The following is a 23,327-nucleotide window of genomic DNA, read 5'->3' as shown; positions in this document are numbered from 1 at the left end:
CCCCGGCCGCCGCCGAGAACGAGCCCCGACAAGAACGAACCCCGCCGAGAACGAACCCCGCCGAGAAGCGAGCCCCGACGAGAACGGGCGGGCGCCCCGAAGGACGCCCGCCCGCACGAGCACGGACTCAGGAGAGCCCCTCAGCCCGTCACCTCATCACCCCGTCACCCCGTCGCTCGTCACCCCGTGACGATGTTGACCAGCTTCGGCGCCCGCGCGATCACCTTGCGCACCGGAGCGTCCCCGATCGCCGCGACGACCGCCGGGTCGGCCAGGGCCAGCGCCTCCAGCTCGGCGTCCGAGATCGTCGGCGCGACCTCCAGCCGGGCCTTGACCTTGCCCTTGATCTGCACGACGCAGGTCACGGCCTCGTCGACGACGTACGCCGGGTCGGCGACCGGGTAGTCGGTGTGCGCCAGCGAGTCGCCGTGGCCCAGCCGGCGCCACAGCTCCTCCGCGACGTGCGGGGCCAGCGGCGCGACCAGCAGCACCAGCTGCTCGGCGACGGCCCGCGGCGTGGAGCCGCGCTTGACCAGGTGGTTGTTCAGCTCGATGGCCTTGGCCACGGCCGTGTTGAAGCGCAGCCCGGCCATGTCGCCGCGGATGCCGTCGATCGCCTTGTGCAGCGCGCGCAGCGTGGCCTCGTCGGCCGGCTCGTCGGTGACGACCAGCTCGCCGGTCGACTCCGAGACGACGTTGCGCCACAGCCGCTGCAGGAAGCGGTACGAGCCGATGACGGCGCGGGTGTCCCACGGGCGGGAGACGTCCAGCGGGCCCATCGACATCTCGTACAGGCGCAGCGTGTCGGCGCCGTACTCGTCGGCGATGTCGTCGGGGGCGACGGCGTTCTTCAGGGACTTGCCCATCTTGCCGGCCTCGCGCTTGACCGGCTCGCCCTGCCAGAAGTACGTGCCGTCGCGCTCCTCGATCTCGGCGGCGGGCACCGGGAAGCCGCGCTCGTCGCGGTAGACGTCGGCGGTGATCATGCCCTGGTTGAACAGCTTGTGGAACGGCTCGACGGACGAGACGTGGCCCAGGTCGTGCAGCACCTTGTGCCAGAAGCGCGCGTACAGCAGGTGCAGCACCGCGTGCTCGGCGCCGCCGACGTACAGGTCGGCGCCGCCGGCCGGCTTGGTGGCGGTCGGGCCCAGCCAGTAGCGCTCGTTGGCCGGGTCGACGACGGCCGCGCCGTTGGACGGGTCGACGTAGCGCAGCTCGTACCAGCACGAACCCGCCCAGTTGGGCATGGTGTTGGTCTCGCGGCGGTAGCGCTTGGGCCCGTCGCCCAGGTCCAGCTCGACGTTGACCCAGTCCTCGTTGCGGGACAGCGGCGTCTTGGGCGAGGAGGTGGAGTCGTACGGGTCGTAGGTGTGCGGCGAGTAGTCGTCGACCTCGGGCACCTCGACCGGCAGCATCGACTCGGGCAGCGCGTGCATCACGCCGTCCTCGTCGTAGACGATCGGGAAGGGCTCGCCCCAGTACCGCTGGCGGCTGAACAGCCAGTCGCGCAGGCGGTAGTTGACGGTGCCCTCGCCGATGCCGCGCTCGGCCAGCCAGGCGGTGGCGGCGGCCTTGGCGGCGACGACGCTCAGTCCGTCCAGGGACAGGTCGCCCTGCTCCCGGGCGGAGTTGACGATGACGGAGTCGTACGTGTCGAACGCGTCGTCCCAGGTCGACGGGTCCTCGTCGCGCCCGTCGGTGGGCTTGACGACGCAGCGCATCGGCAGCGCGAAGGCCCGGGCGAAGGCGAAGTCGCGGTGGTCGTGGGCGGGGACGGCCATGATGGCGCCGGTGCCGTAGCCCATCAGCACGTAGTCGGCGATGAAGACCGGGACGGGCTGTCCGCTGACCGGGTTGACGGCGTGGGCGCCGGTGAAGACGCCGGTCTTGACCTTGGCCTCGACCTGCCGCTCGACGTCCGACTTGGCGGCGGCGGCCGCGCGGTAGGCGGCGACGGCCTCGGCGGGGGTGGCGGCGCCGCCGGTCCACTCGGCGGGGACGCCGGCGGGCCACTCGGCGGGCACGATGGTGTCGACCAGGCCGTGCTCGGGGGCCAGGACCATGTAGGTGGCGCCGAACAGGGTGTCGGGGCGGGTGGTGAAGACGGTGATCTTCTCGCCCTCGCCCTCGCCCGCACCCTCGCCCGCGCCCGCGCCCTCGCCCGCACCGATCGCGAAGTCGACCCGGGCACCCTCGGAGCGCCCGATCCAGTTGCGCTGCTGCAGCTTGATGGCCTCGGGCCAGTCCAGCAGGTCCAGGTCGGCGATCAGCCGGTCGGAGTAGGCGGTGATCCGCATCATCCACTGGCGCAGGTTGGACTTGAACACCGGGAAGTTGCCGCGCTCGGAGCGGCCGTCCGAGGTGACCTCCTCGTTGGCCAGCACGGTGCCCAGGCCGGGGCACCAGTTGACCGGCACCTCCTTGGCGTAGGCCAGGCGGTACTCGCCCAGGACCTCGTCGCGCTCGGCGGCCGACAGCTGCGACCAGGCGCGCCCGCCCGGCACCTCGCGCGAGCCGGACTCGAAGGCGGCGACCAGCTCGGCGATCGGACGGGCCTTGCCGGCGTCCTCGTCGTACCAGGAGTTGAAGATCTGCAGGAAGATCCACTGGGTCCAGCGGTAGTACTCCGGGTCGATCGTGGAGATCGAGCGGCGCGGGTCGTGGCCCAGGCCCAGCCGGCGCAGCTGCTGGCGCATGTTGGCGATGTTGGCCTCGGTGGAGACCCGCGGGTGGGTGCCGGTCTGCACCGCGTACTGCTCGGCGGGCAGGCCGAAGGCGTCGTAGCCCAGCGTGTGCAGCACGTTGTGGCCGGTCATCCGCTGGTAGCGGGCGTAGACGTCGGTGGCGATGTAGCCCAGCGGGTGGCCGACGTGCAGGCCCGCGCCCGAGGGGTACGGGAACATGTCCATGATGAAGCTGTGCGGCTTCGCGGCGACGTCGCCCGCGGCCGGGTCGGCCAGGTCGCCGGCCGGGTTGGGAGCGTTGAAGGTGCCTTCCTTCTCCCAGATGTCCTGCCAGCGGGACTCGATCTCCGCCGCCAGCGCGGCGCTGTACCGGAACGGCTCGGTCGCGGGCTCGGCCGCGCCGGACGCAGGGGTCGTCTCGCTCATGGTCCTTCAAGCTCCATCGATGTCAGTTGGCGAACCGCGCACGTGAACCACCGCGCACGTGAACCGTGCACGGGGTCGTGTTCGTGGACCGGACGCGGGGACCGGGCACGTGCACCCCGGACGCGGCGGGCCGGGTACCGGAAGACCCCGGACCGGACCGGAAACGGGGCGGAAAACAAAAAAGCCCCTCGCAGGAGGGGACGCCACGCCGACTCCGGCACCGCCCGAGGGCGCAGCCGGTCCTGGTCAGCGCGGCCGGCTAAGGAGCAGGCGCACGGTTCGCATGGGCTCAGGGTACCGCAAGCGGGTCAGCGCGCTCCCGGGGATACCGCGCGCCCGGCCGCGTCGAAGTCGCGCAGCGCCCGCGCGACCCGCTCGGACTGCATGCCGGAGGCGAGCGTGCGGGCGGCGGCGGCGGTGCGGGCGGCCTCCCGTTGGTCGCCGAGGCGGCGGTGGGTCTCGGCCAGCCGGACCATGAGCAGCGCCTTGGCCCGGGCCCGGCCGGGGCCGAGGCCGGCGACGGCCTCGGCGAGCAGGGTCTTGGCCTTGCGGTGGTCGCCGAGGAACAGCCGGCCCTCGCCCACCATGCCGGCGAGGTCGGCGCGGGCCTCCTCGGTGCCGGGCAGGCCTTCGAGTTCGGCGAAGGCCCGGTCGGCGGCCCCGGCGGCCTCCTCGGCCAGGCCGCGGCGCCCGTAGGCGCGGGAGATCCGGGCGAACTGGCGGGCCCGGCCGGGGGCGCCGAGGGCGTGGCCGTGCGCGTCGAGGGCGGTGGTGAGCGCGGCGACGGCGTCCAGTCCGCGCCCGCCCGCGCCCTGGGTGGCGAGCACGACGAGGCCGCCGAGCACGAAGACACCGAGCCGGGCGTCGCCGCTGACGTGGGCGGCGCGCAGCGCGGCGACGAACGCCCGCTGGGCGGCGGCATCGTGGCCGAGGTCGTAGGCGGCCCAGCCGGCCAGCCGGGCGAGCCGGCTGGCCTGGCCGTAGAGGTCGCGGCCGAGCCGTTCGTCGTAGGCGCCGAGTTCCAGGAGCTTGGCCACCATGGCGAGTTCGGCGCGGCAGGGGCCGAGGACGAGGCCGCCGCCGCAGGAGCGTTCCAGCCGCTGCTTGCTGCGGTAGGAGAGGCCGAGTTCGCCGACGAGTCCGGGGTCGACGCGCAGCGCGCCCTCGCCGCCGCCGACGGGCGGGGGCGGGGAGGAGAGCCGTTCGGCGGCCTGGTCGAGGTCGGCGCTGCGGAAGAAGTCGGTGAGGCGGACGGGCCCGGCGTCGGTGGCGGCCTCGCGCAGGGCGGTCTGGGCGGTGTCGGCGGTCCACGGGTCGGTGAGCAGCCTCGGCGAGAGGATCTTGGCGCCGCGGTGGCCGCCCATGCGGCCCCAGAGCTGCTCGTAGGTGACGGCCATGCCGAGCGTGCGGCTGAGCACCTCGCACACGGTCTGGTCGTGCGGGCTGCGCGGCACCATGCCCCGGTCGCGCCACTTGTAGGGGGCGGTGGAGCTGATGGCCAGGCCGGGCGGCAGGGCGAGGCTCACCTCGCGGGCGAGCCGCTCCGGACTCCAGCCGAGCTGGTGCAGTATCCGGGCCAGTTCCTCGTTCCGCCTTCGCTCCAGATCGGCCATGGCACGACGGTAGCGGTCCTTCCGGGTCCCGTGCCGGTGGCATGCACAGTCGAGTGGCGTACGGCGGGGCGCACGAAGCCTGAACGGCAGGGCGCGCGAAGCCCGAACAGCAGGGCGCGCGAAGCCAGGTCGGCGGGGCGCACCGAGGCGGACGGCAGGGCGCGCGGGGTCCGCAACGGCCGAGGGCCGCTTCCCGATTCGGGAAGCGGCCCTCAACTTCTGTGGAGCTATGGGGAATTGAACCCCAGACCTCTTGCATGCCATGCAAGCGCTCTACCAACTGAGCTATAGCCCCTTGACCTGCGATGTCACCGGGGTTTCCGTCCGGTTTCCCTCGGCGACATCGACTACTTTACACGGTCACGGGGGTGCTCCCCTAATCCGTTTCCGCGGCCGCCCCCGAGCGGGCCGGATGACGGCACGTCCGCAACACGCGGGGCCGGCAACAACAACCACAGCAACCCCGGGAAACACAAGAGGCCGCCACCCGGTGGGTGGCGGCCTCTCGGCGACTGTGGAGCTATGGGGAATTGAACCCCAGACCTCTTGCATGCCATGCAAGCGCTCTACCAACTGAGCTATAGCCCCGCGACACGTGCGGCACCGGCCAGGCCGGACCACTGGTGCGGAGTGGAGCTATGGGGAATTGAACCCCAGACCTCTTGCATGCCATGCAAGCGCTCTACCAACTGAGCTATAGCCCCGCACTCACCGGATCTCCCGCTTCCCTTCCGGGCCGCGTTCCTTCCCTGCGAACGAGGAAGACTCTAGCTGGTCAGGCCCGGAACTGCGAAATCCGCCCCTGCGAGCCACCTGCGGGCAACCTACGAGTCCCTCCCGGGCCCCGCGCTCCCGCTCCCGCTCCGCATCCCGCCGCCGACACTCAGGTGTCGTCGCCGATGACCGGCTGCGGGAGCGTGCCCGCGTTGTGCTCCAGCAGGCGCCAGCCGCGCGCCCCCCGGCCCAGCACCGACCAGCAGCAGTTGGACAGCCCGCCGAAGCACTCCCAGAGCGCCGGCTCCAGGCCGAGCAGGCGCCCGAGCATGGTGCGGATCGTCCCGCCGTGGCTGACCACGACCAGCGTGCCGCTCTCCGGCAGCTTGTCGACCGCCTCCAGCACCACGGGCACCGAGCGGTCCGCGACCTCGCTGGACAGCTCGCCGCCGCCGCGGCGCACCGGCTCGCCGGCCGCCCAGGCCGCGTACTCCTCGGGGTAGCGGGCCCGGATCTCGGCGTTGGTCAGCCCTTGCCAGGAGCCCGCGTACGTCTCCCGCAGGCCCTCGTGGTGCTGCACGTCGAGCCCGGTGATCCTGGCGAGCTCGTCGGCGGTGCGCCTGGCCCGCTTGAGGTCGGAGGAGATCAGCAGGTCGGGGCGGAGCCCCGAGAGCAGCCGGGCGGCGCGCTGCGCCTGCAGCACGCCGTGGCCGGTCAGCTCGATGTCGGTCGTGCCCTGGAACCGCGATTCGAGGTTCCAGGAGGTCTGACCGTGGCGCCAGAAGACGATGCGCGGGCCCCGCGCGGCCGGGCTCAGAACTGCTCCTCGGGCTTGCCGAAGTCGTCGGCCGGGGCGACGGCGTTGCCGGCCTCGTCGGTGTGGGCGTCCGGGCGGTTGCGCGAGGCGATGGCGTCCTCGGGCAGCGGCAGCTCGGGGCAGTCCTTCCAGAGCCGGTCCAGCGAGTAGAAGGAGCGCTCCTCGGAGTGCTGGACGTGCACGACGATGTCCAGGTAGTCGAGCAGGATCCAGCGGCCGTCGCGCTCGCCCTCGCGGCGCACCGGCTTGATGTCCAGCTGCTCGCGCAGCTGGTCCTCGATCTCCTCGGCGATGGAGCGGACCTGGCGGTCGTTGTTCGCGGACGCGATCAGGAAGGCGTCGGTGATCGACAGCACCTCGCTGACGTCGAAGGCGATGATGTTGTGCGCCAGCTTGTCGGCCGCCGCCTGGGCGGCGACGGTGATGAGCTGCTGGCTGTGGTCGGTGACGGTCACGGTGTACTTCCGGGTCGGCGGCGTGGGGCTGCCCCGACGCACCGCCGGGACCGCATTCCAGGATCTCACGCCGCCCGGGCCGTCCCGGAACCGCTTTTTTCCGGTGCGCGTGGGGGCCGGGGTCGCCCGGCCCCCACGCGCACCGCCGGCCGCCGGCCGGCTACTGGTTCTTCGGCGGCTGGTAGTCCTTGCCGAGGACGACGACCAGGTCCGCGTTCTGGGCGTCACCGACCTTCTTCACCGCAGTGTCCGGCAGCCCGAGGCTGGTCGCCAGGGACTTCGCGGCGGCCTGCCGGGCGTCGTCGGTGTAGCGGATCTCACTGGTCGCCTGCGGCGCGCCCTTGGCGCCGCCGGGGATGAAGGTCAGGCCCGCGTTCACGATCTGGACCTGTGCGGAGGCGGCGGCCTGGTCGTTTCCGGAGGCGTCCTGGACCGACACGCGCGCCGGGGCGTCGCCCGCGACGGCCGACTTCACGGTGCCGCCGAGCACGTCCTTGACCTGCTTGCCGGCGGTGGCCTCGTCCAGCGAGCCGTCCGGCTTGACGGTCAGCGCCGTGGTGCCGAAGTGGCCGTCCTTGGCCTGCTGGGCGAGCTGGGCGAGCACCCCGGCGAGGGCGTCCTCGGGCAGCGACGGGTCGAGCACGGCGTTCATCCGGTGCACGTCGTCCTTGGCCTCGTTGAAGTCGGTGGGCATGGTGCGCACGACGGCGTCCATGACCTGGCCGAACCGGGCGAGCTGGGCGTCGCGGTTCTCCCCCGCCGCCTGCAGGGTCGCGTAGGCGACCGCGGCCTTGCCGTTGAGCAGGGTGTTCTTGCCGGCCGCACTGAGCAGGGCGCCGTCCGGCTTGCCGCCGTCGTGGGTCTCGGCGTTGGTGTCCACCCGGACGCCGCCGAGCTGGTTGACCAGCAGTTCCAGGTAGGGGGTGTCCAGCCGCCAGGTGCCGGCCACGGGGGCGCCGAGCACGGCGGACAGGCCGTCGCGGGTGGCGGCGGCGCCCATCGAGGGGTCCAGTGCCTGGCTGACCGGGGCGACGGCCGGGTCGCCCGGGCCGGGCAGTCGCAGGGTGTCGGGGAGCAGCAGCACGGTGCCCTTGCCCCCGGCGGCGTCGTTGACGAGCAGCGCGCTGGAGACCTTGCCCTGCAGGTCGCGCAGGTGCACGACGTTGACCTGGCGCTTGCCGGCCGCCTTGGCCGCGGTCTGCTTGCTGTCGCCGGTGAAGAACAGGTAGCCGCCGACGCCGCCCGCGGCCAGCGCGACGGCGACACCGAGGCCGATCAGCCGGTTGCGCAGCCGCCGGCGGCGCTCGGCGCGCACCTCGCTGCGGGACTCGGCGAACTTCAGCCAGTCGATGACGTCCTCGGTCTCCTCCGCCTCCTCGTCGACGAAGGTGAACTCACCGGTGGTGTAGGAGTCCTTGGGCTCCTTGGCGCCCTTGGGCGTGCGGCTTCCGCCGACCATCTCGGACGGCTGCGCGGGCTTGGCCGGCGCCGTCTCGGCGGGCCTGGGCGTGCGCGGGCGCGGCGGCACGGGCGCGGCGGCCGCCGCCGGGGCGACGGGCTCGGGCGCGGCGGGGGCCATGGGGGCCATGGGGGCCACCTGCACCGCGTCCCCGGCCTGCGGCTCGGCCACCGGGTACGCCTGCTGCTGGTAGCCGTCGTAGGCGTACGGCTGCGGCTCCTGGTAGCCGTAGCCGCCCTGCTGGTACGCCTGCACGGGCTGCCCGTACTGGTCGTACTGCTGCACCGGCTGCTGCCCGTAGGACTCGTACGGCTCGTACTGCTGCGGGGCCTGCCCCTGCTGCTGGTAGGCCTGGTACGGCTGCTGCTGGTACTGCTCCTGGTAGCCGCCGTACGGGTCCTGGCCGTACGCGGGCGCCGCCGGCACGGGCTGCCCGTACTGGTCGTACTGCTGCACCGGCTGCTGCCCGTACGGCTGGTACTGCGGGTACTGCCCGGTCGACCAGTCCTCCGGGCGCTGCCCCGCGTCGCCGCCGCTGCGATCAGTCACGCATACGCTCCTGGTCAGGTCCCGTGCGGCGCGTACAGCGCCCGCTTGTCGATGTAGCGGACCACGCCGTCCGGCACGAGGTACCAGACCGGCTCGCCCTTGGCGACCCGGTTGCGGCAGTCCGTGGAGGAGATGGCCAGCGCGGGGACCTCCACCAGGGAGACCCCGCCCACCGGGAGTCCGGCGTCGGACAGAGTGTGCCCCGGCCGGGTGCACCCGATGAAGTGGGCGAGCGAGAAGAGTTCGTCGGAGTCGCGCCAGGACAGGATCTGGGCGAGCGCGTCGGCGCCGGTGATGAAGAAGAGGTCGGCGTCGGGGTGCAGCGCGTGCAGGTCGCGCAGGGTGTCGACGGTGTACGTCGGGCCCTCGCGGTCGATGTCGATCCGGCTGACCGAGAACTGCGGGTTCTCGGCGGTGGCGATGACCGTCATCAGGTAGCGGTCCTCGGCCGGGGTGACGTGGCGGTCGCTCTTCTGCCACGGCTGCCCGGTCGGCACGAAGATCACCTCGTCCAGGTGGAACGCGCTCGCCACCTCGCTGGCGGCGACCAGGTGGCCGTGGTGGATCGGGTCGAAGGTGCCGCCCATCACGCCGAGGCGCTTCTTCACCGGTTCCGGTCCGCCGGGAATCCCGGCCTGCTCTCCCATGGCGAGACACCTTACGCGACGCCCGTTGCGGTGCGGGAACACCCGTGTGGGAGCAGGCCGCACGTGCGGCCCGGACATGCGTGAGGGAGCGGCCGGCGGGTGTGCCGGACGCTCCCCGAGCGACCCCTGGCCCGGCTCAGCGGTCCCGGTTGAAGCGGGTGGTCACGTAGAGCAGGAGCAGCAGGACGAACAGTGCGGCGCCACCCGAGAGGTACGGGTTGAGGCTGTCGTGGTTGCCCCCCTCGCCGTCGGCGAGCAGGTTCAGGACGGGCAGTGCGGCGGCGGTGTTCATGGTCTGCTGGACCTTCTCGGCTCGGAGGACGGACCTGGGGGTGCTGGCGGGCCGGTGAGGGCCCACCCGTCATCGTACGGGGGGTGACGGGGCAACCGCTCGGCGGCCCACCGCCGCTGACCGGGCGTGAGCGAACGGTGCCACCGCGCGGGACGCGTCCGCCCCGGGACGCGTCCTAGTTGCCGCGGAAGGCGCGGGCCATGATCCAGACCAGCAGGCCGACCCCGACGAACGACGCGATGATGATGATCCGCAGGAACAGGCCCGGGCCGGGCTCGTCCGAGATCGGTGCGGCCAGGCTGACAAGGGCGTCGGTGGACATCTGCGGTGCTCCTCGGACTGCTCGGTTACCGCGGCCGGGTCCGGTCTCGGTTCTCCAGGGCCCTCAGGGTAAACCGGCTTCACACCGGGGCCCGCCACCGGCCCCTCCGGCGCGGCCGGACCCCACCGCGGGCTCGCGGCGGGGACGAGTACGCAACCGCGGACGTTGCACAAGCAGTCGTTGCAGGCGAAGACCAGCGGGGGCCGGCCACCGGCCGGGGCCGCCGTCGACCAGGAGGGTGCTCAGACCATGACCGACACGACCGCGAAGACCCCGAGCCGGCGCCGCCAGCGCTTCCCCGACATCTCCACCCGGGCCTGGGAGCACCCGGCCGACCGTTCCGCCCTGGTCGCGCTGCGCCGGCTGACCGGCTTCGACGACGTCCTCAAGAAGCTCGCCGGCCTGGTGTCGGAGCGGGCGATCCGGCTGATGTTCCTGGCCACCGCCGTGAAGACCTCCGAGCGGCAGTTCCCCGAGCTGCACGACATGGTGCGCGACGCCGCCTACGTGCTCGACCTGGAGAAGGTCCCCGACCTCTACGTCACCCAGGACCCGACGGTCAACGCCTTCACCATCGGCATCGACACCCCGATCATCGTGATCACCAGCGGGCTCGTCGAGCTGCTGGACGAGGAGGAGCTGCGCTCGGTCATCGGCCACGAGGTCGGCCACGCGATGTCCGGCCACGCCGTCTACCGGACGATGCTGCTGATCCTCACCAACATCGCCACCCGGATCGCCTGGGTGCCGCTCGGCAACCTGGCGATCATGGCGATCGTCACCGCGCTCAAGGAGTGGTTCCGCAAGGCCGAGCTGTCCAGCGACCGGGCCGGCCTGCTGGCCGGGCAGGACCTCCAGGCCTCCATGCGGGCCCTGATGAAGCTGGCCGGCGGGCACAACCTGGCCGAGATGAACGTGGACGCCTTCCTGGAGCAGGCCGAGGAGTACGAGAAGGCCGGCGACCTGCGCGACGGCGTGCTCAAGCTGCTCCAGGTGCTGCCGCAGAGCCACCCGTTCGCCGTGGTCCGGGTCGCCGCGCTGAAGAAGTGGGCCGAGGGCGACGAGTACCGCTCGATCCTGGCCGGCGCCTACCCGCGCCGCACCGACGACCCGGACACCTCGGTCACCGAGCAGTGGAAGGCCGCCGCCGACCACTACACGACCTCCGTCAAGGAGAGCAAGGACCCGCTGATGGGCCTGATCCGGGACGTCGCCGGCGGCGCCGCGACCGTGGGCGGCAAGATCCGCGACACCTTCACGGGCGCCGGCGCGCGCACCGGGTCCGCGCCCAAGGACGGCGAGGAGTCGTAACCGCGACCGCCGCCGACGGCCGGTGAGCCCCGCCCGGGGCCACCGACCGTCGGCGTTCCCGCCCACCCGCGCCCCGCCTCAGCTCCCGGCCAGCACCCCGCACACCTGCCACGCCGGGTGCGCGTGGTCGCCCGGGTCGACCGCCGCCGGCCCCGGCACCCGGACGCCCTGCGGGGTCGCGAGCACCGGCTGCAGGAAGCCCGCCATCGACGTCGTGCACGGCTCCGGCCCGGCCTGGACCACCGCGTCCACCAGCCGCAGCTGCGCCGCGCCGAGGTCGATCCGGTCGAACTGGAAGGTCAGCTCCCGCCGCACGGTCTCCAGCGTGACCGGGGCGCCGGCGGGGGCGCCGGCCGGCCTGAGCGCGTAGACGAAGGTGTGGTCGGTGGTGACCTGCAGCGTGCCGCTGTCCGCCTCGTCGACCCGCATCACGCCGGCCACCTTCACGGTGTCGGTCGCCAGGGCCACCTGCGCCGGGTCGAAGCGGACCAGCCAGCCGGTCACCGCGTGGTGCCGGTCGTCGACGGGCTGTGCCACGCTCGCGTCGAACCCGGCCTGCTCGCCGGGCGTCACGAAGGCCCGCACGTCGGCGGTGGCGCCCTGGACGAGGGCAGCCGGCGCCAGCGAGGAGGCGACCAGGTAGCGCTGCACGGTGTCGAGCGCCTTGGTCACCTCGACCCGGCTGAAGTGCTCGGTGGACGTCCCGGCCGGGGTGTTCAGCCCCGTCGTCCCGTCCCCGTACCCCGTCGGCAGCGCGGCGAACGGGTTCGCCGGGTCGGCGACCGGCCGCACCGCCGAGGCCGGGCTCAACGCGACCAGGCTGACGGTCAGTTGGCTGCCCTCGGGGCGCGCGGCCGTGCCCTTCGGCGAGCTGACCCCGAAGTACACGGCGGCCGCGAAGGCCAGCAGGATGAGCAGCAGCAGCGCGAGCGCCTGGCGGGGCACCGTGCCGAACGGGCCGAGCCGCACCTTGGGCCGGGTGGCCCGGCCGAAGGAGCCGGCCAGCCGCTCCCGGGCGGACAGCTCCTGGATCCGGGCAGCCCGCACGAACGATTCGTCGAAGACGACGGACCGGTACTCGTCCTCGTTTCCGGACCCACCGTCGGGCGTACCCTCCGGAGGCTCTCGCGGGTCACCCACACCACCAGGGTAGGCGCACCCCCGCCCCGCCACGAGGGTGCTCACGCAGATTCCCGGGAACGCTGCGTGACCACCCGCCCCGGGCGCACGACCCCCGCGGGATCAGCCGGCGGGCGCGGTGACCACCAGCGACGGCTCGGCGGGCGGTGCGGGCGCGGGCGTCGGGTCGACCCCGGCGCTGCTGCTCCCGGAATCCGGCCGCGGGGGCGCGCCGGAGGCGCCGCCCACGCCCTGGTAGATCGCCGCGACGGCGACCGCCACCAGGCTCACGCCCATGATCACCGCGAGCACCCACGCGACCGGCCGGTGCCAGCGCTGCTGGGCGACGTAGCGCCCGCGCCCCCGCACCGGACCGCCGTCGCCCCGGCCCCGGCGGCGGCCCGAACGGCCCACCGCCCGGCCCGGCCCTGACCACGGATCAGGGTAGAGGTGGTCGTCGTCGAGCCGGCTCGGGTACGGGCGCAGCTCCAGCGGCACCCCGTCCCCGGCCGGGACGTCATAGCCCCAGCCCGGACCCGCGGTGTCCGGCTCGAGCCTGGCCTCGGCAGCGGCGAGCTGCCGCTCCTTGGCCGTCGGCTCGTGCACGGCGGCGGACCGGACGAAGGCCTCGTCGAAGACCACGGTGGCGAACTCGTCGTCCGCACCACCGTGGTCGGAGCCGTCGGGGTACGGCAAGCCCCCCACATCCTCAGCCACGGATTCAGCGTATTACCGGGCGGGCGATTTGTCTGTGGCTCCTGCCAGTTGGTCCGTCACACGTGTGACGCTGACCCCGTCCATCCCGACCGGAGGCCCAGGCCGCCCGCCCCGAGCGCCCCGGCCACGCGCCCCGAGGCCCGGCCACCCCGACCGGAGGCCCCGGCCGCCCCCGCTCAGAACGCGTCGGCGTCCCCGCCCACCGTCTGCGCGGCCTCGCCGCGGACGTGCCCGTCACCGGTGACGATGTACTTGGTGCTGGTCAGCTCCGGCAGGCCCATCGGGCCGCGGGCGTGCAGCTTCTGCGTGGAGATCCCGATCTCCGCACCGAAGCCGAACTCACCGCCGTCGGTGAAGCGGGTCGAGGCGTTGACGGCGACGGTGGTCGAGTCGACCAGCCGGGTGAAGCGCCGGGCGGCGGCCTGCGAGGTCGTCACGATCGCCTCGGTGTGGCCGGAGGACCAGCGGCGGATGTGCTCGACGGCGGCGTCCAGCGAGGGCACCACGGCGGCGGCGATGTCGTACGACAGGTACTCGGCGCCCCAGTCCTCGTCGGTGGCCGGCACGACGGTGGCCCCGGTGCCCTCGGCGGCCTTGAGCACCGCGTCGTCGCCGTGCACCGTCACCCCGGCACCGGCCAGGGCGGCGAGCGCGAGCGGCAGGAAGGCGTCCGCGACGTCCTGGTGCACCAGCAGCGTCTCGGCCGCGTTGCAGACGCTGACCCGCTGCGCCTTGGAGTTCAGCAGGATGCCGACGGCCATCGCCAGGTCCGTCCGCGCGTCCACGTAGACGTGGCAGTTGCCGGTGCCGGTCTCGATCACCGGCACGGTCGAGCCCTCGACCACGGCGCGGATCAGCGAGGCGCCGCCGCGCGGGATGAGCACGTCCACGAGGCCGCGGGCGCGCATCAGCTCCTGGACGGAGTCGCGGCTCTCGCCCGGGACGAGCTGGATCACGTCGGCGGGCAGCCCGGCCGCGGCGACGGCGTCCCGCAGGACGGCCACCAGCGCGGTGTTGGAGCGGTAGGCCGAGGCCGAGCCGCGCAGCAGCACCGCGTTGCCCGACTTCAGGCAGAGCGCGGCGGCGTCGACGGTGACGTTCGGCCGGGCCTCGTAGATGATGCCGACCACGCCGAGCGGCACCCGCACCTGGCGCACGTCCAGACCGTTGGGCAGCGTGTAGCCGCGCACGACCTCGCCGACCGGGTCGGGCAGGCCGGCCACGCTGCGCACGTCGGCGGCGATCGCCGCGATCCGCTCGTCGGTCAGCGTCAGCCGGTCGATCACGGACTCGGCCGTCCCGGCCTCGCGGGCCCGGGCCACGTCCTCGGCGTTGGCCGCGACGACCTCGGCGGCACGGGCGACCAGCGCGTCCGCGATCGCCAGCAGCGCGGTGTCCTTCGCGCCGCGCGGCAGCGGGGCGAGCGCGGCGGCGGCCTCCCGGGCACGGCGCGCTACGGCGAGGACGGGGCTGTCGGCGGGGGCGAGGTCGCTGGTCATGCGCCAAGGGTAGCGACTGCGCCACGCCCGCCGAGCCCCCGTTTCGCGCGATGAGACGGCCCGGCGGTCAGTACGGGTGCACGCCGCCCAGGTGCGGCGGCGGGTCCCCGAAGCCCTCCGCCACCCGCTTGTGGTACGTCGCCCGGTCGACCACCTCCAGACCGACGATCTCCCACGGCGGCAGGTTCGCGGTCACCTTGTGCTCGCCCCACAGCCGCAGCGCGATCGCCGCCGCGTCGTGCAGGTCCCGGGCCTGCTCCCAGTAGCGGATCTCCGCGTGGTCGGCGGCGTACCGGGCGGTCAGGAAGAACGAGTGGTCGTGCGCGAGCCGCTCCAGCGAGGCGCGCAGCGAGGTCAGCGGCGTGACCTGGCCGGCCACGCTCAGCACCACGTGCCACAGCCGCGCCTGCTCGGGCACGGTCGGCGGCTCCCCCGCGTCCCGGTGGTCCGGCCGCAGCCTGCGCACCCCGCCGGGCCTCTGCGGCGGCGGACCGGACGACTCGGCGGGAGCGTCCCCGCGTCCGCCGTCGATGCTGGTCAGCCGCCGGCCCGCCGTTCCTCCGGTCAGCGCTGCCTCGCGCCTGCGTTCCACCGGCGGCCTCCTGTTCGGCGATGTCCTGTCGTCCCCCCACCCGTCCCGCCGGCGTTCGGCCGGCGCGCACGGCTGCGCCCCTCCTCGCCCGGCGGCCGGGCCCCTCCCCGTGCGGAGCGGCCCCCGGCCGGCACCCGCCCCGCGCCGGCCGGTCAGCCGCGCAGGACGACCAGGTCGTCGCGGTGGACGACCTCCCGCTCGTACGCGGCGCCGAGCTCCTGGGCCAGGTCACGGGTGGACCGGCCGAGCAGGCGGGGCAACTCCCTCGCATCAAAGTTGACCAGCCCGCGCGCCACGATGTGGCCGTTTTCGGCAATCAGGTCCACCGGATCACCCGCGGCGAACTCGCCGTCGACCTTCACCACCCCGGCCGGCAGCAGCGACGCACCCCCGGAGACGACCGCCTCGACGGCCCCCGCGTCGAGGTGCAGGGCGCCGCGCGGGCTGCTCGCGTGGGCGAGCCAGAGCATCCGGTCGGAGGTGCGGCTGCCGGTGCGCAGGAACAGGGTGCCGGTGGGCCGGCCGGCCAGCGCGTCGGCGGCGTGGCTGGCGGCGGTGAGCACCACCGGGATGCCGGCGCCGGTGGCGATCCGGGCCGCCTCGACCTTGGTGACCATGCCGCCGGTGCCGACGCCGGCCTTGCCCGCGCTGCCGATCTGGATGCCGTCGAGGTCGTGCGGGCCGCGCACCTCGGCGATCCGGCTGGTGCCGGGGCGGGCCGGGTCGCCGTCGTAGAGGCCGTCCACGTCGGAGAGCAGCACCAGCAGGTCGGCCCGTACGAGGTGGGCGACCAGGGCGGCCAGCCGGTCGTTGTCACCGAACTTGATTTCGGCGGTGGCGACGGTGTCGTTCTCGTTGACGACGGGCATCGCGCCCATCGCCAGCAGCTGGTCGAGCGTGCGGTAGGCGTTGCGGTAGTGCGCGCGCCGGCTGGCGTCCTCGGCGGTGAGCAGCACCTGGCCGACCCGGATGCCGTAGCGGGCGAAGGAGGCGGTGTACCGGGCGACGAGCAGGCCCTGCCCGACGCTCGCGGCGGCCTGCTGGCGGGCCAGGTCCTTGGGCCTTTTCTCCAGGCCGAGCGGGGCGAGGCCGGCGGCGATGGCGCCGGAGGAGACCAGGACGACCTCCGGCGCGTCCGCGCGGGCGCGCACCTTGGCGAGCGCGTCCACGAGGGCGTCGACGCGGTCGGCGTCCAGGCCGCCGGCCGCCGTGGTGAGTGAGGAGGAGCCGACCTTGACGACGATGCGCCGTGCGGTCAGCACCTCCTCCCGCAGTGAGTCGTCGCTCATCTCGCTGTACGCCCTTCCGGTGTGGTGCGGGTGCGGCCATGCCGTGGACCGGGTCGCCGGGCCCGGCCGTCACCCCCGAAATCTACGCGATCCGTGCAGGTCGGCCGCAGGGTGTTTCACCGGCTGGACCCGGCCCGGTCACGGCCTCGCCACAGCCGGGCCACCAATCCGGATGGCTGGTATGGTCCCTGACCGAAAGCCAGATCGGGGGACGGCTTCTTGCCCGCTGGACCCACTCGTCTTCGACCCTCAATGCCATCGGGCGGCACCGCACTGGGCATGCCGGCAACGGTTCGCGGTCGCGCGCCCAGGAGTTAGCGCACCATGCGTTCGTACACCACGAAGCTGACAATCGCCGCACTGGCGGCGGCCACCGCCCTGTCCCTGGCCGCCTGCGGCCCGGACAACTCGGACACCGGCGCCGCCACGGGCGGTGCCGCCACCGGCTCGACCGGCTCGGCCACCGGCGGTGCGGCCACGGGCGGTGCCGCCACCGGCGGTTCCGCGGCCCCGACCGGCGCGGCCGCGGGCGGAGCGGCCACCGGCGGCGGTGCCGCCACGGGCGGTGCGGCGGCCGGCGGCGCCGGGACGGCGGGGGCGACGGGCGGCGCCGCGACCGGTGGCGGGGCCGCCGCCGGCAGCCTCCCGCAGGCCGGCACCTCGGTGAAGTTCGGCCAGCCGGCCGCGGTCGACTTCAACGACAAGACCTCGAACACCGCCGCCAAGCTCCAGCTCACCGTGACCGGCATAACCCCGGGCTCGCTCAAGGACTTCCAGGACGCCAAGGCCAACACGGCCGGCCTGGACGGCCGCGCGCTGTACTACGTCAGCTGGACCATGACGAACCTCGGGGACACCAAGCTGACCTTCAGCGCCCCGGATTCCAAGCTCAAGGTCTACGACGCGAGCGGCAACACCGCGTCGTTCGCCAACCCGGTCGGCTCGACCCCGATCGCCAAGTGCACCACCCCGAGCTTCTCGGGCGCCACCAAGGGCGTCGCGTTCAAGGGCTGCGACATCGTCAGCTTCCCGGCCGGCGGCGGCACCCCGGTGATGGTCGGCTTCGGCGACTCGACCGACATCACCAAGGTCCAGGCCGCCTGGACGAAGTGACGTCCGCTCACGCCTGAACACCTGAACGACCGACGCGAACGGCCCCGCCTCCCCCGAAAGGGTGGCGGGGCCGTTCGGCTGCGCGGGATCAGTCCTCGTCGTCGCCCTCGATGGCGGCCGGCCGGCCGCTCGACAGCGCCTCGAAGTCCAGGAACTCCTGCTCGGCGGCGTCCCGGCCCTTCTGCTTCTCGCGACGACGGTCGACCGCCGGCCGCGGGTTCTCGAAGCGGTGGTCCTCACCGCGGCGGCCGAGCATCTCGGCGCCGGCGGCCATGGTCGGCTCCCAGTCGAAGACGACGGCGTTCTCGTCCGGGCCGATGATGACGGTGTCGCCCTCGCGCGCCCCGACCTTCCACAGCTTCTCCTCGACGCCGAGGCGGGCGAGCCGGTCGGCGAGGTAGCCGACGGCCTCGTCGTTGGAGAAGTCGGTCTGGCGGACCCAGCGCTCCGGCTTGGTGCCGCGGATGCGGTAGGCGCCGTCCTCCTCGGTGATGGTGAAGCCCTCGTCGTCGACGGCCGTGGGCCGCAGCACGATCCGGGTGGACTCCTCGACCGGCTTGGCGGCACGCGCCTCGGCGACGATCTTCGCCACCGCGAAGCTCAGCTCGCGCAGGCCCTTGCGGGAGGCGGCGGAGACCTCGAACACCTGGAAGCCGCGCTCCTCCAGGGAGGCGCGGGTGAGGTCGGCGATGTCCTGGCCGTCCGGGACGTCCACCTTGTTGAGCGCGACCAGGCGCGGACGGTCGTCCAGGCCGCCGTACTGGGCGAGCTCCGCCTCGATGGTCTCCAGGTCGCTCAGCGGGTCACGGCCGGGCTCCAGGGTGGCGCAGTCCAGCACGTGCACGAGCACCGAGCAGCGCTCGACGTGGCGCAGGAACTCCAGGCCGAGGCCGCGACCCTGGCTGGCGCCGGGGATCAGGCCGGGCACGTCCGCGATGGTGTAGACGGTGTCGCCCGCGGTGACCACGCCGAGGTTGGGGACGAGCGTGGTGAACGGGTAGTCCGCGATCTTCGGCTTCGCGGCGGAGAGCACCGAGATCAGCGACGACTTGCCGGCGCTCGGGTAGCCCACCAGGGCGACGTCGGCGACGGACTTGAGCTCCATGACGATGTCACGGGCCTCGCCGGGCTCGCCGAGCAGCGCGAAGCCGGGCGCCTTGCGGCGGGCCGAGGACAGCGCCGCGTTGCCGAGGCCGCCGCGGCCGCCCTGGGCGGCGACGAAGCTGGTGCCGTGGCCGACCAGGTCGGCCAGCACGTTGCCCTGGCGGTCGAGCACGACGGTGCCGTCCGGCACCAGCAGGACGAGGTCCTGGCCCTCGGCGCCGGTGCGGTTGCCGCCCGCGCCGGGCTTGCCGTTGGTCGCCTTGCGCTTGGGCGAGTGGTGGTATTCGAGGAGGGTCGTGATCTGCGCGTCGACGGTGAGGATGACGCTGCCGCCCTCGCCGCCGTTGCCGCCGTCGGGGCCGCCGAGCGGCTTGAACTTCTCCCGGTGAACGGAGGCGCAGCCGTGGCCTCCGTTACCCGCGGCGACGTGAAGTTCGACGCGGTCCACGAAGGTGGTCATGGGGTGTGCCTCCAGTACGGATGAGTCTGCTTGCTACCTGCGTAAAGCCGAAGGGTGGACCGGAACATTCCGGCCCACCCTTCAGTGTGAGTCTGGTGCGACTCGTGAGTCCGCGGGGACTCAGGCCTCGACGGCCACGATGTTGACGACCTTGCGGCCGCGACGGTTGCCGAACTGCACCGCACCGGCGGTCAGCGCGAACAGGGTGTCGTCGCCACCGCGGCCGACACCGGCACCCGGGTGGAAGTGGGTGCCACGCTGGCGGACGAGGATCTCGCCGGCCGAGACGACCTGGCCACCGAAGCGCTTCACGCCGAGGCGCTGGGCGTTCGAGTCACGGCCGTTACGAGTAGAGCTTGCGCCCTTCTTGTGTGCCATTTTTCGCTATCCCCTTACTTGCTGACCGAGTCGATGCTGGTGATGCGCACCGCGGTGTGCTTCTGACGGTGACCCTGACGACGGCGGTAGCCGGTCTTGTTCTTGTAACGCAGGATGATGATCTTGTCACCCTTGGTCTGGTCGACCACCTCGGCGTGAGCCTTCACGCCGGCCAGGACCCACGGGTCGGAGGTGACGGCGTCACCGTCGACGACCAGGATGGTCGAGAGCTCGACCGAGTCACCCGGCTTGGCCTCGATACGGTCGATCTCCAGCACGTCGCCGACGGCGACCTTGTGCTGGCGGCCGCCTGCGCGAACGATCGCGTACATGCGGTACCTGCTTTCCTTGCTCGGTCGGAACCCCCGACGCCAGCCACCTGGGTACGGACACAGGAGCCTCTCCCCGTCCCTCCGCGCTGGCGCGGACGTACCGGGAAGGTGATGTGCTCGGGAGCAATGGCGTAGACACGCCGATGGTCAAGAATACGGACCGGCCGCCCGGGGGGCAAACCGGCCCGTACGGCCCGGGGCGGGAAGGGTCCCGCCCCGGGCGTGGGCACTACTCGGCCGCCGTATCACCTTCGGCGGCCGCCGCCTTCTTGGCCGCCGCGCTCGTCCGCTTGGTCGCGGTCTTGCGGGCGGTGGTCTTCTTGGCCGCCGTCGTCGTCTTCTTGGCGGCGGTCTTCTTCGCGGCGGTCTTGCGCGCGGCCCGCTTCTTGGGGGCCGGCGCCTCCTCGGCCTCGGCCTCGGCGGCCGGCTCCTCCGCGGGCGCCTCGGCCGCAGCCTCGGCGGCGGCCTCCACCGGAGCCTCCTCGGCGACCGGCTCGGCGACCGGCTCGACCGGGGCCGCGGCGGCCACCGCGGCGGCCTCCAGGGCCGCCTCCAGCGCCGCGTCGGCCTTCGCCTGCAGCACCACGATCTCGGCGCCCTGCGGCGAACCGGCCGGGGCCGTCGCCTTGCGCACCGCGCGGCGGCGCGGACGGCCCGCCGGAGCGGCCACCGGGGCCGGCTCGGCGACGGGGGCCCCGACGGCCTCCGCGGCCGCCTGGGACACCGGCGCCTCGACGCCCGGGACCTCCAGGGCCAGCTGGCCCTCGATCTCCTCGCGCACCGGCTCGGCCGGGGCCTCCGGGGCCTCGACGAGCTCGACGACCGTCTCCTCCGTCACCGGCACGGCCTCGACGGCCTGCGGCTCCTCGTGGCCCGCACCGCCCTTGCCCCGGCGACGGCGCTTGCCGCCCTGGCCCGCCTCGACGGCCGCGGCCGCCGGGGCGTGGGTGTGGGCGCTCGGCTGCTCCATGTGGACGATCACGCCGCGGCCGTTGCAGTGCACGCAGGCCTCGGAGAACGACTCCAGCAGGCCCTGGCCGACCCGCTTGCGGGTCATCTGGACCAGGCCCAGCGAGGTGACCTCGGCCACCTGGTGCTTGGTCCGGTCCCGGCCCAGGCACTCCAGCAGGCGGCGCAGCACCAGGTCCCGGTTGGACTCCAGCACCATGTCGATGAAGTCGATCACGATGATGCCGCCGAGGTCGCGCAGCCGCAGCTGGCGCACGATCTCCTCGGCCGCCTCGATGTTGTTCCGGGTGACCGTCTCCTCCAGGTTGCCGCCCTGGCCGACGAACTTCCCGGTGTTGACGTCGATGACGACCATCGCCTCGGTGCGGTCGATCACCAGCGAACCGCCGCTGGGCAGCCAGACCTTGCGGTCCAGCGCCTTCATCAGCTGCTCGTCGATCCGGTAGGTGGCGAACACGTCCACCTCGGAGGTCCAGCGCTGGAGCCGCTCGGCGAGGTCCGGGGCCACGCTGGAGACGTACTCGTGGATGGTCTGCCACGCCTCGTCGCCGGAGACGATGACCTTGGTGAAGTCCTCGTTGAAGATGTCGCGCACGACCCGGACGGTCATGTCCGGCTCGCCGTACAGCAGCGCGGGGGCGTTGCCGGTCGCGGCCTTCTTCTGGATCTCCTCCCACTGCTGCTGGAGGCGCTGGACGTCGCGGGTCAGCTCGTCCTCGGAGGCACCCTCGGCGGCGGTGCGCACGATGACGCCCGCGTCGTCCGGGACGATCTTCTTGAGGATCTGCTTCAGGCGGGCGCGCTCGTTCTCGGGGAGCTTGCGCGAGATGCCGGTCATCGAGCCCTCGGGCACGTAGACCAGGTAGCGGCCGGGCAGCGAGATCTGGCTGGTCAGGCGGGCGCCCTTGTGGCCGATCGGGTCCTTGGAGACCTGCACGAGCACGGACTGGCCGGACTTCAGCACCGACTCGATCCGGCGCGGGCCGCCGTGGCCGCCCAGCGCGCCGAAGTTGACCTCGCCGGCGTACAGCACGGCGTTGCGGCCCTTGCCGATGTCGACGAACGCGGCCTCCATCGACGGCAGCACGTTCTGGACCTTGCCCAGGTAGACGTTGCCGACGTACGAGGTGGCCTGCTCCTTGTTGACGTAGTGCTCGACGAGCACGCCGTCCTCCAGGACGCCGATCTGGGTGCGCTGGCCGTTCTGGCGCACCACCATGACGCGCTCGACCGACTCGCGGCGGGCCAGGAACTCGGCCTCGGTGATGATCGGCACCCGGCGGCGGCCCAGCTCGCGGCCCTCACGGCGGCGCTGCTTCTTGGCCTCCAGGCGGGTCGAGCCCTTGATGGACTGGACCTCGTCGGGGTCGAAGGACGGCTCGGTCGAGCGGCGGCGCGGCTCGCGCACCTTCACGACCGTGCGGACGCCGTCCTCGGTGGTCTCGGCGGCCTCGACCGCACCGGCCTCGCCGCTGCGGCGGCGACGACGGCGGCGACGGCGCGACGAGGACAGGCCGGCGGCCAGGTCGTCGTCGTCCTCGTCCTCCTCGTCGACGGCCGCGGCGGCCGGCTCCTCGGCGGGCTGCTCGGCCTCGTGGGCCTCGGTCTCGAACTCCTCGGCCTCGCCACGGCGGCGGCGACGGCCGCCCCGGCGGCGGCGGCGCGACGGACGGCCGTCGTCCTCCCACTCGCCCTCGGTCTCCGGACCGGCGGCGGGGGCCTCGACGACGGCGACGGGCGCCTCGACCGGGGCCTCGACGACCACCGGAGCGGCCTTGGGGGCGGTCTTGGGGGTGGCCTTGGCGGCGGCCTTCTGGGCGGCCTTGGCGGCGCCCTTCGAGCGGCCCGGCTCGACCCGGGCGCGCACCCGGCGGCGACGGCCGACGCCGCTGTACTCGAACTCGTCCTCCTCCTCGCGCTCGGCGGCCACCGGGGTCTGCTCGGCGGCGACCGGGGCCTCGACGGCGGCAGGCTGCTGCTGCGTCGCGGCCGGGGCGACGTAGGGGGCCGGCTCCTGGAACACCGGGGCCTGGAAGATCGCGGTGGACGGGCGCACGGCGCGGCGGCGCACCCGGTGCGGCGGCTCGGCCTCGACGGCCGGGGCGGGCTCGGCGACCGGCGCGGGCGCGGCGGCCTCGGCCTCGGTCTCCTCCTCGGCCGGCTCCTCCTCGGCCACCGGCTCCTCGACCGGGGCCTCGACGACCGGCGCGGCCTCGACCACGCGACGGCGGCGGGCGCGGCGGGCCGGCGCGGCGGGCGCCTCCTCGGCGGCGGGCTGCTCGGCCTTCTCGGCCACCGGCTCGGCCACCGGGGCCTGCTCGACGACGGCCGGGGTCTCGGCGGCGGGTGCCCCGGCGGGGGCCTCGGCGCGCTTGCGGGTCCGGCGGGCCCGGACCGGCTTCTCGGCCGCGGGGACCTCCTCGGCCGGAGCCTCGGCGACGGCGGCGAGGACGGCGCGGCGGGCGA

Annotated in this window: 19 protein-coding genes and 3 tRNA genes; 2 read left to right on the top strand and 20 right to left on the bottom strand. The window is 73.7% G+C overall.

All coding sequences use genetic code 11. The features are described 5' to 3' along the window. Nucleotides 1-179 precede the first annotated feature (179 nt). The 11 genes from leuS to ACFVU9_RS39660 form a co-directional block, all read right to left on the bottom strand. Nucleotides 180-3,110, bottom strand: a complete 2,931-nt coding sequence (leuS, locus tag ACFVU9_RS39710) for a leucine--tRNA ligase (RefSeq protein ID WP_387602034.1) — start codon at nucleotides 3,108-3,110, stop codon at nucleotides 180-182. 308 nt (nucleotides 3,111-3,418) lie between these two features. Continuing rightward, nucleotides 3,419-4,723: a hypothetical protein gene (locus tag ACFVU9_RS39705; protein ID WP_380446144.1), complete on the bottom strand. Its 1,305-nt coding sequence runs from the start codon at nucleotides 4,721-4,723 to the stop codon at nucleotides 3,419-3,421. 222 nt (nucleotides 4,724-4,945) lie between these two features. Then, nucleotides 4,946-5,018: transfer RNA gene (locus tag ACFVU9_RS39700), tRNA-Ala, on the bottom strand. A gap of 220 nt (nucleotides 5,019-5,238) precedes the next feature. Then, a tRNA-Ala gene (locus ACFVU9_RS39695) sits at nucleotides 5,239-5,311 on the bottom strand. 43 nt (nucleotides 5,312-5,354) lie between these two features. Continuing rightward, nucleotides 5,355-5,427 (bottom strand) — tRNA-Ala (locus ACFVU9_RS39690). Between the two features lie 179 nt (nucleotides 5,428-5,606). Continuing rightward, on the bottom strand, nucleotides 5,607-6,254 hold the full coding sequence (locus ACFVU9_RS39685) for a histidine phosphatase family protein (RefSeq protein WP_380446156.1): 648 nt from the start codon (nucleotides 6,252-6,254) through the stop codon (nucleotides 5,607-5,609). After that, the gene (gene rsfS, locus ACFVU9_RS39680; protein ID WP_380446143.1) at nucleotides 6,251-6,709 is read right to left on the bottom strand and encodes a ribosome silencing factor; all 459 of its coding nucleotides are present in this window, start codon (nucleotides 6,707-6,709) and stop codon (nucleotides 6,251-6,253) included. The genes ACFVU9_RS39685 and rsfS overlap by 4 nt, the downstream gene beginning before the upstream one ends. 160 nt (nucleotides 6,710-6,869) lie before the next feature. Continuing rightward, complete coding sequence (locus ACFVU9_RS39675; RefSeq protein ID WP_387602030.1) at nucleotides 6,870-8,717, bottom strand: LytR C-terminal domain-containing protein; 1,848 nt, start codon at nucleotides 8,715-8,717, stop codon at nucleotides 6,870-6,872. Nucleotides 8,718-8,731: 14 nt separating this feature from the next. Continuing rightward, nucleotides 8,732-9,364, bottom strand: a complete 633-nt coding sequence (gene nadD / locus ACFVU9_RS39670) for a nicotinate-nucleotide adenylyltransferase (RefSeq protein WP_359973501.1) — start codon at nucleotides 9,362-9,364, stop codon at nucleotides 8,732-8,734. A 136-nt stretch (nucleotides 9,365-9,500) separates the two neighbouring features. After that, a complete protein-coding gene (locus ACFVU9_RS39665) occupies nucleotides 9,501-9,656 on the bottom strand; it encodes a hypothetical protein (RefSeq protein ID WP_380446141.1) in 156 nt (51 codons plus the stop codon). A 175-nt stretch (nucleotides 9,657-9,831) separates the two neighbouring features. Continuing rightward, entirely contained in the window at nucleotides 9,832-9,978 is a 147-nt protein-coding gene (locus tag ACFVU9_RS39660) for a hypothetical protein (RefSeq protein WP_380446140.1), read from the bottom strand. Between the two features lie 249 nt (nucleotides 9,979-10,227). On the opposite strand from ACFVU9_RS39660, the gene ACFVU9_RS39655 reads away from it, so the two are divergent. Further along, nucleotides 10,228-11,289 carry a M48 family metallopeptidase gene (locus ACFVU9_RS39655; RefSeq protein ID WP_380446139.1) on the top strand — a complete coding sequence of 354 codons (1,062 nt, stop codon included), beginning with the start codon at nucleotides 10,228-10,230 and terminating at the stop codon, nucleotides 11,287-11,289. Between the two features lie 78 nt (nucleotides 11,290-11,367). Here ACFVU9_RS39655 and ACFVU9_RS39650 read toward each other — a convergent pair whose 3' ends face one another. From ACFVU9_RS39650 to proB, 5 genes are all read right to left on the bottom strand, one after another. Next, complete coding sequence (locus ACFVU9_RS39650) at nucleotides 11,368-12,429, bottom strand: hypothetical protein (protein ID WP_387602026.1); 1,062 nt, start codon at nucleotides 12,427-12,429, stop codon at nucleotides 11,368-11,370. A gap of 102 nt (nucleotides 12,430-12,531) precedes the next feature. Next, nucleotides 12,532-13,113, bottom strand: a complete 582-nt coding sequence (locus ACFVU9_RS39645) for a hypothetical protein (protein WP_380446155.1) — start codon at nucleotides 13,111-13,113, stop codon at nucleotides 12,532-12,534. 188 nt (nucleotides 13,114-13,301) lie between these two features. Continuing rightward, nucleotides 13,302-14,624 (bottom strand): glutamate-5-semialdehyde dehydrogenase, encoded by a 1,323-nt coding sequence (locus ACFVU9_RS39640; RefSeq protein WP_387602023.1) that lies wholly within the window; start codon nucleotides 14,622-14,624, stop codon nucleotides 13,302-13,304. Between the two features lie 67 nt (nucleotides 14,625-14,691). Beyond that, a complete protein-coding gene (locus tag ACFVU9_RS39635; RefSeq protein WP_387602020.1) occupies nucleotides 14,692-15,216 on the bottom strand; it encodes a hypothetical protein in 525 nt (174 codons plus the stop codon). 152 nt (nucleotides 15,217-15,368) lie between these two features. Continuing rightward, the gene (gene proB / locus ACFVU9_RS39630) at nucleotides 15,369-16,505 is read right to left on the bottom strand and encodes a glutamate 5-kinase (RefSeq protein WP_380446135.1); all 1,137 of its coding nucleotides are present in this window, start codon (nucleotides 16,503-16,505) and stop codon (nucleotides 15,369-15,371) included. 324 nt (nucleotides 16,506-16,829) lie between these two features. Between proB and ACFVU9_RS39625 the strand changes: the two genes are divergently transcribed. Beyond that, nucleotides 16,830-17,618 carry a hypothetical protein gene (locus ACFVU9_RS39625; protein ID WP_387602017.1) on the top strand — a complete coding sequence of 263 codons (789 nt, stop codon included), beginning with the start codon at nucleotides 16,830-16,832 and terminating at the stop codon, nucleotides 17,616-17,618. Nucleotides 17,619-17,706: 88 nt separating this feature from the next. Here ACFVU9_RS39625 and obgE read toward each other — a convergent pair whose 3' ends face one another. From obgE to ACFVU9_RS39605, 4 genes are all read right to left on the bottom strand, one after another. Next, the gene (gene obgE, locus ACFVU9_RS39620) at nucleotides 17,707-19,182 is read right to left on the bottom strand and encodes a GTPase ObgE (RefSeq protein ID WP_380446158.1); all 1,476 of its coding nucleotides are present in this window, start codon (nucleotides 19,180-19,182) and stop codon (nucleotides 17,707-17,709) included. Between the two features lie 120 nt (nucleotides 19,183-19,302). Beyond that, nucleotides 19,303-19,560: a 50S ribosomal protein L27 gene (gene rpmA / locus ACFVU9_RS39615; protein WP_030058248.1), complete on the bottom strand. Its 258-nt coding sequence runs from the start codon at nucleotides 19,558-19,560 to the stop codon at nucleotides 19,303-19,305. A 14-nt stretch (nucleotides 19,561-19,574) separates the two neighbouring features. Next, nucleotides 19,575-19,892 (bottom strand): 50S ribosomal protein L21, encoded by a 318-nt coding sequence (gene rplU, locus ACFVU9_RS39610; RefSeq protein ID WP_380446159.1) that lies wholly within the window; start codon nucleotides 19,890-19,892, stop codon nucleotides 19,575-19,577. 229 nt (nucleotides 19,893-20,121) lie between these two features. After that, nucleotides 20,122-23,327 (bottom strand): ribonuclease E/G (locus ACFVU9_RS39605; protein WP_387602012.1); only part of this gene is annotated, 3,206 nt, incomplete at its 5' end.

It is taken from the genome of Kitasatospora sp. NPDC057936 (assembly GCF_042887525.1).
In the GTDB taxonomy this organism is placed as follows: domain Bacteria; phylum Actinomycetota; class Actinomycetes; order Streptomycetales; family Streptomycetaceae; genus Kitasatospora.
Note: the sequence above shows the minus strand (reverse complement) of the source record. Positions and strands in the feature narration are given on the sequence as shown.